Source organism: Mesocryomonas lacus (assembly GCF_055730135.2).
The window spans coordinates 1-2,083 of record NZ_JBUZWE020000040.1 but is presented as its reverse complement, the minus strand read 5'-3'; the positions used below and the strand labels follow the sequence as shown (position 1 = coordinate 2,083).

Annotated in this window: 2 protein-coding genes and 1 pseudogene; 2 read left to right on the top strand and 1 reads right to left on the bottom strand. The window is 59.9% G+C overall.

Going from position 1 to position 2,083, the window contains the following annotated elements; all coding sequences use genetic code 11:
* Positions 1–213 (top strand): annotated as a pseudogene (locus ACZLZY_RS24790) (BLUF domain-containing protein); the annotation flags it as partial.
* Between the two features lie 55 nt (positions 214–268).
* Here ACZLZY_RS24790 and ACZLZY_RS24785 read toward each other — a convergent pair.
* Positions 269–1,351 (bottom strand): helix-turn-helix transcriptional regulator, encoded by a 1,083-nt coding sequence (locus ACZLZY_RS24785; protein WP_472936626.1) that lies wholly within the window; start codon positions 1,349–1,351, stop codon positions 269–271.
* A 377-nt stretch (positions 1,352–1,728) separates the two neighbouring features.
* Here ACZLZY_RS24785 and ACZLZY_RS24780 point away from each other — a divergent pair, with 377 nt between their 5' ends.
* The gene (locus ACZLZY_RS24780; protein WP_472936625.1) at positions 1,729–1,899 is read left to right on the top strand and encodes a hypothetical protein; all 171 of its coding nucleotides are present in this window, start codon (positions 1,729–1,731) and stop codon (positions 1,897–1,899) included.
* Positions 1,900–2,083 lie beyond the last annotated feature (184 nt).

Genomic DNA, 2,083 nt, shown 5'->3' with positions numbered 1-2,083 from the left:
CACGGCGACGTTTCGCTTCTCGCGCTCGAGCCCATTACGCATCGATCTTTTTCGAACTGGGCGATGGGCTTCGTCGGAAACTCCGTCGTCGACGAAAGACGCTTCGCGCAAGTTGGAATTGACAGCGGCTTCGACCCGGCTTCCCTCGGCGGACAGAAGGTGCATTCGATCCTACGTGACCTGACCGTAGCCGAGGAGTCGGTTGCCGCTTGAGAACTGACGAGCTTACAGTCAAACTAGCTCCATTCAGTAGCAGGTTGCTCCGCCGTCAGCCTGTTACGGGCAACCCGCTGACAAGACGGATTAGGTCAGCCTGCCGACGAACCCCGGTTTTGCGAAAGACTGCCTTCGTGTGACTGCGGATTGTTTCGTGTGAAAGTCCGAACTGACGGGCAATATCCCTACCCGTCGTCCCTTCGCATAGACGGCGGGCGATACGGGACTCTGAGGGCGTAAGGTCGAAGATCGCCTCTAACAAGGAGTCGCCCAGAACACCGTTCTGTCCGACACGTGACACGATGAGCAGGGCGTCCCCCCTGTTGAAGACATCTCGCGCTGAAGCGACCAGGGGCACTAAATGAGCGATGGCGGGTGGGCCTTCGTGCGACTTCAGCGGAAACGTCATGGCGGCTCGCCGGCCCCCACCCCGGCGACCGAGCGATGGCAGCGCGGCCGCTAGTGCAACATTTGCCTCCGGATCGACCAGCGCAAGACGGTTGAAGCTTCTCAGTTGCACAAGGGTCGGCATCGCTTCCAGATGCCCGTTGGCGGCAACGGCGACTCCGTTTGCAGTGATGACTGCGGCGGCCAACCCAATCATGTCGAGCCCGATCACCGTCCCTTTCGCTCGCTCAAGTCCGAAGCGGGAGGCCAAAAGAGCTGCTCGCGCGAGGTGGGGCCGCATCGGATCAAGAGCTACCTTCACCGAGGCTTCGACAGGCCCGCGTTCGAAGCGCCGCTCGAGGCTCACGACGAGAACATCTCCCGTCAGCGGCAGAAGGGTAGAACCGACGCACCAACCGAGGCCGCGAGGTCGGAAGAACTCACGGTAGACCGGGTGATGCTCGATCTCATTGTCAGACAGTAAATCCTGATCGGTAGCGAACCCGGGAGGCCTCAATCTGAAGGCAGCTTCGGCTCTCAGGTTGTCGGCGGCCCAGCCTTCTGTAACGAAGTCCCGCATGGTGGAGTGAAGGCTTCTCGACGCCGTCCATTGAGGTGCGCCGCTGCCTGCGGCGAACAGGACTCCGCCCTCGGCATCCGCGATCTTCGACAGGCGATCGAGCACAGAAGGCCAGAGCTCGCAGTTCACGCTGGCCTCATATGTCAGGTCGATGAGGGTATCCAACATAAGCGCACATGCCCAGCTTCACCGACGAGACGTCGGACATCACGCTATCAGCCTCGAAGGTCTTCTGACAATTTGCGATGATCTTATTGTCACCTTTCACCCGAACGGGTGAGGCGCAGTGAGCACTTGCACTCTAACATCATGGAAACGGCCGGTCCTTCAGGCAGCGTCGCTGAACGATGCGGCTCATATACGAGATCTGGATTGACGTTCTTGCAATGCCGGAGCGTCAGGGCGATGCGTCGACTCCCAATCGACGTATCGCCAAATTTTAGAGGACATCGACCATGCGCAGGCAGCCGTCCCCTATGCACGTACTTCACCTTGTCCGATTGCTGCGCGTCGCTGCGACAGAAGACATGAGGGCGGACGACACCATGCTGCGCGACGATGTCCACTGCCTGACAGGATGTCTCGACGCTGCGCTGGCGAACGATGCGGCCGATGCTCTGGAGGCGCTACTTCGAGGTACGGTGGCAAACGATCACGGGGATCGCGGCAAATCCGATCACCCTGCCACCTGGGATACGGCGACATCCGAGCTTTGATGATGCTGCGGGAACGGACGGACCCTACCGGAACTCGTCCCCGCCTAGCCGAAATACGGCATCTTTGTCGGCATCGGCATTGATCTTCCGGATGGATTTTTCGCTCTGGTACCGCACGGTGACGAAGGTTATTCCACGATGCCCACGGACAGTCGCGAAATCGCAGAACCTCCGAACATCGCCG

What these genes read in the sequence shown, in the direction of transcription:
- ACZLZY_RS24785 (WP_472936626.1), bottom strand. Translation starts at nt 1,351, where the DNA reads ATGTTGGATACCCTCATCGACCTGACATATGAGGCCAGCGTGAACTGC.
- ACZLZY_RS24780 (WP_472936625.1), top strand. Translation starts at nt 1,729, where the DNA reads ATGCTGCGCGACGATGTCCACTGCCTGACAGGATGTCTCGACGCTGCG.